The following is a 6318-nucleotide window of genomic DNA, read 5'->3' as shown; positions in this document are numbered from 1 at the left end:
TCTTCTGAGAGATTGATTACCTCGTCATAAAAATGCGGGATCGTAATATGATTATTTGCGTCATGCAGTGATGCAATCAGCTGGCACAATATGGTTGCAGGGTTTGCTACCGCTCCGCCGTATACTCCTGAATGAAGATCTCTGTTAGGTCCGGTTACTTCCACCTCCAAATAGGATAAACCGCGAAGTCCTGTCTCTAGCGATGGATTTTCAAGGCTGATCATGGAAGTGTCCGAGATCAGGACAACGTCCGATTTTAAGCGTTCTTTATTTGCTTTAACAAAGATGCCAAGATTGCTGGATCCAACTTCTTCTTCCCCCTCTATCATAAATTTGATATTGCATGGAAGCGAATCTGAATTGATCATCATTTCAAATGCTTTAACATGCATATAGAACTGACCTTTATCATCGCATGCTCCGCGTGCATAGATCTTCTCATCTCTGATAGTAGGTTCGAATGGAGGTGTATTCCATAACTCCAGAGGATCTGCAGGCTGAACATCATAATGGCCATATACCAACACAGTTGGTTTAGCCGGATCAATGATCTTTTCACCGTATACGATAGGGTAACCTGCGGTGGGGCAGACTTCTACGTTTTCAGCGCCGGCTTCCCTTAGCTTCTCCGCAACAAAGTCCGCTGTCTTTAAAACATCATCTTTATATGATGGGTCCGCACTGATTGAAGGAAACCTGAGCAGTGCAATTAGCTCATCTAAAAACCGCTGTTTATTCTCTTCAACATACTGTTTTATCATCTGCATAATCTGTAAGTTTTACGCAAATATAGTTTAGTAGAAACGAACTCTACAATTTAAAGATGAGGCTTCAGATTAGTCCCAACCGCCCATATCTTTCTTCTCTCCGCCCATAACCTTTTCTGTTTGGGTTGAAGGAGCTGCTATTTCTTCTTTTTTGCATGATGCAAATACTACTGACACCAATGCGGCTAATACGATGATCTTTTTCATTTGACTGAAGCTGTTTTGTTTTATTGACTTAGTTTCTAAAGAGTCGGACTTAGTCCCAGCCGCCCATATCTTTCTTCTCTCCGCCCATAACCTTTTCTGTTTGGGTTGAAGGAGCTGCTATTTCTTCTTTTTTGCATGATGCAAATACTACTGACACTAACGCGGCTATTACGATGATCTTTTTCATTTGACTAAAGCTGTTTGTTTTTTAACTGATTGTCTGAAAGCTCGGACTTAGTCCCAACCACCCATATCTTTCTTCTCTCCGCCCATAACCTTTTCTGTTTTGGTTGAAGGGGTTGCTGTTTCTTCTTTTTTGCATGATGCGAATACTACGCATACTAATACGGCTAATACAATAATTTTTTTCATCTTGACAATTTTATATTTAGTTGTTGATTAACATTTGACACACACACATTAACAATCTGATATTAAGCAAGTTTCGATATCGTTAAGGATAATTCAATTATAAAAACCCTCTTTACATTCAAAAAGTTTATTTTCCACTGTAGAAAATAATTTAATGCCAAAAATATTATATTTCAAACCTAGGAATAAAATTTGCATTTTCAAATGGATAGGGGTAACAGTAAATGGCACATAATCTTTCAAAAATCTACACCAATTATACCTGATTACACATTTTTTTACTTCCGTTGTAACCAATTATCTTCAATTGGCTCAATCGTATATCATAACTGTTAATTCTTCAGCTGAACTAGTTTTAATATGCACTCTCTTAAAATGGCAATAGTTGGTGTTTTTGTACAGCGATTACGAAAATATTGTATACCTTTCCTGTGACATAGCAAATGAAATCCAGTTATTACCTTAGCTTACTTCTCGTACTTGTATCCCTAAATCTTTTTGCTGAACAAAGCAAGTGGGAAAAAGATAGCATTGCTATAGACAGATTAAATTCCTTAGCTTACAACATTCGACTTACAAATCCGGAACAAACGTTAAAATACGGCTTGAAAGCATCGAAGATGGCACAGTCCAGTAACTACTCTAACGGGTATGCAGAGGCACAACGGATTGTCGGAATTGGCTACTATTATCTGTGGGAAAACGAGAAAGCACTCAAATCGTATCTTATCTCATTATCTACTTTTACTAAGAATGATTATAAGCCAGGAATGGCTAAAGTTTATAATAACATCGGAAATCTCTACCGGGAATATGATTTTGATAAGGGTTTGATGTATTTCAACAAATCTCTCGTTCTTGCTGATCAACTAAATATGTCAGACCTTATTGCCGGTACCAATCTCAATATCGGCATCATCTACTTCCGCCAGAAGCGTTATAATATCGCTTTAAACTACTTTGAAAAAAGCAATGATCTTTTTACCAAGCTGGGGAATCCGATAGGGATGACTCATGCACTCCAAAACATCGGCGTGATCTATTTCAACCTCAAACAAAGCGATAAGGCAGCAGAGGTATTAATCCGCGCTAATCATAATGCCAAGAAAAATGAACTAAATAACACCGTCGCCAGTATCAATTTAACACTTGCCGCCATTTACATCAACCAGGGAAAATTCGACAAAGCTGAGGAAGCCCTGAATGAAGGAAAGGCTTATACTGAACTGGTTAAAGATCCGAAACTTCAGCAGGATTATACCTTTACATCTTACCAACTGGAGTACAAAAGAAAAAATTACAAACAGGCTATCGACTACCTCAGAGAAGTTTACACGCAGGATAGTGTGCAGTTTAACAATATCGAATCCCAAAAGATCGGCCTTCTCCAGGAGCAGCAACGCCATCTGGAACGAGAGAAACAGACGCTGATCCTCATTGAAAGACAAAAGACCAACCGCGTGATGTTCTGGGCGTCAGTTATTGTTTTCGTTCTCCTTGCAATGGTCATCATGCTTCTCTACATCAACAATAAGAAGAAAGCGAAAACCAATAAGCAGCTTCAGACGCTTAACGATGAAGTTTCCCTGCAAAAAGAAAATCTAAATCGCATCAATCATAATCTAGAGGAAATCATCACTGAGCGAACGCTTGACCTGCAGATCAAAAACAAGAAACTTTCGGAATATTCAGCCCACCTCTCTCATCAGATCCGCAGTCCTATAGCTACCATGAAAGGATTGATGATGCTTGAAGAAGACAGGCTCATCGAAAACGATGAATTTGTAAAAGAAATCGGCAAGTGTATCAACGATATTGACGATAAGATCCGCAACATCAATACGAACCTGCATAGCCTTGAAAACAAGGGACTTTAACACTACTGCAATAAAGACACGATATAAGGAAGAGATTTGTCCTCAATTTTTTAATTTTGCCAATTAAAAGAGGATTAGATATTGGAATATTTAAAGGGATTAAATCCATCGCAACGGGCAGCAGTAGAACAAACAAAGGGGCCGGTAATGATAGTTGCTGGCGCGGGTTCAGGGAAGACACGTGTAATTACGTACAGGGTCGCCCACTTGATCAAGACAGGGGTTGATCCATTTAACTTGCTCGTCCTTACATTTACAAACAAGGCTGCCAAAGAAATGCGCACCCGTATTATGGATGTGGTCGGAGCAGAAGCGAAGAACATATGGATGGGAACTTTCCACTCCGTGTTTGCCAAGATCCTCCGTGTGGAAGCTAGCCGAATTGGCTACCCTACCAATTTCACCATTTACGACACAGACGACAGCAAGAGCCTCATCAGATCCATTCTGAGAGAACAACAACTTGACGACAAGCTCTACAATGCCAATTTTGTCTATAACCGCATATCTTCAGCGAAGAACAACCTGATTTCAGCAGCTGAATATCAAAAGAATGCACAGATACAGTCTGAAGACTTTTCAAGCGGTCGTGGGCGACTAGGTGAAATTTACCAGACTTACACGCAACGCTGCTTCAAAGCGGGCGCAATGGACTTTGACGATATCCTCTTCAAAACAAATGTCCTCCTCCGCGAACATCCTGATGTTCTCTACAAATACCAGAATAAGTTTAAATACCTGATGGTCGATGAGTATCAGGATACCAACTATGCTCAGTACCTGATCGTAAAGAAGCTCGCAGCCATAAACGAAAACCTTTGTGTCGTAGGAGATGACGCCCAGAGTATTTACGCTTTCCGCGGAGCCAACATTCAGAACATCCTGAACTTCGAAAAGGATTACCCGGATCTGAAAGTATTTAAACTGGAGCAAAACTACCGGTCTACCCAGAACATTGTTAATGTTGCGAACAGCATCATCGCCAACAACAAAAATCAGCTGAAGAAAAACGTATTCTCCGAGAATGAAGACGGCGATAAAATCAGAATAGCCAGAGCATTCAGCGATAATGAAGAAGGAAAGATCGTAGCCGAAAGTATTATTCAGGAACGCAGCCTCAGGGGATTGAAACACCAGGATTTTGCTATTTTATATCGTACTAACGCGCAGTCGCGTGCAATGGAAGAAGCCCTGAGAAAGCTGAATGTTCCATACAAGATTTACGGTGGCCTTTCTTTTTATCAGAGGAAAGAAATTAAGGATCTGATCGCTTATTTCAGATTAACCTTCAATCCCAACGATGAAGAAGCCCTTAAGCGGGTGATCAACTACCCGAAACGTGGTATTGGAGACACATCCCTGGAACGCATCATCATCGCTGCGGACAAGAACAATACGACTCCCTGGGAGATCATCAAAGAAGCACCAAGCTATCTGGAACCACGAACCGCTGCACCCGCGGGTGGCTTCGCTACCATGATCCAGAGCTTTCAGGTGGTCGCAAAGAACCAGTCAGCCTATGAAGCTGCGTTACACATTGCCCAGCATTCCGGCTTGCTGAAGGATCTTTATGCCGACAAATCGGTTGAGGGCCTCAGCCGCTACGAAAACATCCAGGAGCTCTTGAACGGGATCAAGGAATTTTCTGAACGTGAAGATCTTGAGGAACGTGGCCTTGATATATTCATGCAGGACGTCGCGCTTCTCACAAATGACGATAACGACAAAAACCCCGATGCTGACACGGTGTCTCTAATGACTATCCACTCTGCTAAAGGACTCGAATTCCCTCATGTTTATATCGTCGGACTGGAAGAGAATCTCTTTCCGTCGCAGATGTCGGTAAACTCCAGGTCCGACCTCGAAGAGGAGCGCCGCTTATTCTATGTGGCCATTACACGTGCAGAAAAGAAGCTCACGATCTCCTACGCCACCTCACGGTACCGTTGGGGGACCTTAACCAGCTGTGAGCCCAGTCGGTTTATCGACGAGATCGATGCGCGTTATCTGGAACTCGCCTACGGGGAACAGCAAAAATCAATAGAAAAAAACCCGTTCTTTTCAGATCGTCTGGAGTCGCAGAGCTCTTCCGACAGCTTTTCTAAACCAAAGCCAAAGACCGGCATGCTCAAAACAACGTCTATGTTGCCTAAAGCGCATGTTCCAAGTGCAGGCTTTGCTCCTTCTGACATTTCAGGACTCCAGGTTGGCATGGAAGTTGAACACGAACGTTTCGGCTACGGCAAAGTAATTAATATAGAGGGGAATAAATCGGATATAAAGGCAACAATTTTCTTCAAAGAATTAGGACAGAAACAACTTTTGCTTAAATTTGCTAAACTTCGTATCGTCACGTAATCTATACGGATAGAGATCCGACCGGGAACCTCCCCCTCAAACAAACGAAAGAATGACATTTGACTATAATAGTACAAGGAATAAACTGATCCTTGCAGAGTATGGAAGAAATGTACAAAATATGGTCGCCTATATTTGTACCCTTCCTACTAAAGAAGAAAGAAATCGCCATGCTCAGGTGGTGATTGACCTGATGGGCTTTCTGAATCCTCACCTGAGAGACGTTGCAGACTTTAAACACAAATTGTGGGATCACCTGCATATAATTTCCGACTTTAAGATTGATGTTGACTGCCCGTACCCTGTTCCTACTGCAGACGTACTTAACGTAAAGCCCGATGCTTTACCTTACCCGCAGCAGCGCATTCGCTATAAGCACTATGGTAAAACGGTAGAAGTGCTTATCAAGCAAGCTCGTTCTATCGAGGATCCACAGCGCAAACAAGCAATGGTACAGTCTATAGCCAACTTCATGAAGATGGCATACGTTACCTGGAATAAAGATTCGGTAACGGATGAAACGATCATTTCAGACCTTAAAGACCTGTCAAACGGGGAGCTGATTCTGGAGGACAATGTGAATCTGAATAAGGTTGACGTCCGCCCGGCTCCAACTAGCATGAGACCAAAGAACGTTCAAAAGAATGGTACTCAAAACGGCAAAAACAGGCAAAACTCAAATAATAGAAACGGTGGAAATCGTCCGAAAAACACCGGAAAACGTTACTAGATTACAA

General features: G+C 41.8%; 7 protein-coding genes. 3 read left to right on the top strand and 4 right to left on the bottom strand.

Features of this window, described 5'->3' with window-relative positions:
• From ACO1NU_RS00135 to ACO1NU_RS00120, 4 genes are all read right to left on the bottom strand, one after another.
• The coding region (locus ACO1NU_RS00135) for a M20/M25/M40 family metallo-hydrolase (protein WP_448816409.1) at positions 1-767 on the bottom strand (767 nt) is incomplete at its 3' end.
• A 69-nt stretch (positions 768-836) separates the two neighbouring features.
• Complete coding sequence (locus tag ACO1NU_RS00130; protein ID WP_448816408.1) at positions 837-974, bottom strand: hypothetical protein; 138 nt, start codon at positions 972-974, stop codon at positions 837-839.
• Positions 975-1023: 49 nt separating this feature from the next.
• Positions 1024-1161, bottom strand: coding sequence for a hypothetical protein (locus ACO1NU_RS00125; protein ID WP_448816407.1), 138 nt, complete (start codon positions 1159-1161; stop codon positions 1024-1026).
• Positions 1162-1208: 47 nt separating this feature from the next.
• Positions 1209-1346 (bottom strand): hypothetical protein, encoded by a 138-nt coding sequence (locus tag ACO1NU_RS00120; RefSeq protein ID WP_448816406.1) that lies wholly within the window; start codon positions 1344-1346, stop codon positions 1209-1211.
• Positions 1347-1966: 620 nt separating this feature from the next.
• Here ACO1NU_RS00120 and ACO1NU_RS00115 point away from each other — a divergent pair.
• The 3 genes from ACO1NU_RS00115 to ACO1NU_RS00105 all read left to right on the top strand — a co-directional run bounded on the left by ACO1NU_RS00115 (position 1967) and on the right by ACO1NU_RS00105 (position 6311).
• On the top strand, positions 1967-3223 hold the full coding sequence (locus tag ACO1NU_RS00115) for a hypothetical protein (protein WP_448816405.1): 1257 nt from the start codon (positions 1967-1969) through the stop codon (positions 3221-3223).
• 81 nt (positions 3224-3304) lie between these two features.
• Entirely contained in the window at positions 3305-5581 is a 2277-nt protein-coding gene (locus ACO1NU_RS00110) for an ATP-dependent helicase (protein WP_448816404.1), read from the top strand.
• 52 nt (positions 5582-5633) lie between these two features.
• Positions 5634-6311, top strand: coding sequence for a DUF4290 domain-containing protein (locus ACO1NU_RS00105; protein WP_448816403.1), 678 nt, complete (start codon positions 5634-5636; stop codon positions 6309-6311).
• Positions 6312-6318: the final 7 nt, after the last annotated feature.

Source organism: Arcticibacter sp. (assembly GCF_053551015.1).
This window is presented reverse-complemented; position numbering and strand designations above follow the sequence as displayed.

What these genes read in the sequence shown, in the direction of transcription:
- ACO1NU_RS00130 (WP_448816408.1), bottom strand. Translation starts at nt 974, where the DNA reads ATGAAAAAGATCATCGTATTAGCCGCATTGGTGTCAGTAGTATTTGCA.
- ACO1NU_RS00125 (WP_448816407.1), bottom strand. Translation starts at nt 1,161, where the DNA reads ATGAAAAAGATCATCGTAATAGCCGCGTTAGTGTCAGTAGTATTTGCA.
- ACO1NU_RS00120 (WP_448816406.1), bottom strand. Translation starts at nt 1,346, where the DNA reads ATGAAAAAAATTATTGTATTAGCCGTATTAGTATGCGTAGTATTCGCA.
- ACO1NU_RS00115 (WP_448816405.1), top strand. Translation starts at nt 1,967, where the DNA reads ATGGCACAGTCCAGTAACTACTCTAACGGGTATGCAGAGGCACAACGG.
- ACO1NU_RS00105 (WP_448816403.1), top strand. Translation starts at nt 5,634, where the DNA reads ATGACATTTGACTATAATAGTACAAGGAATAAACTGATCCTTGCAGAG.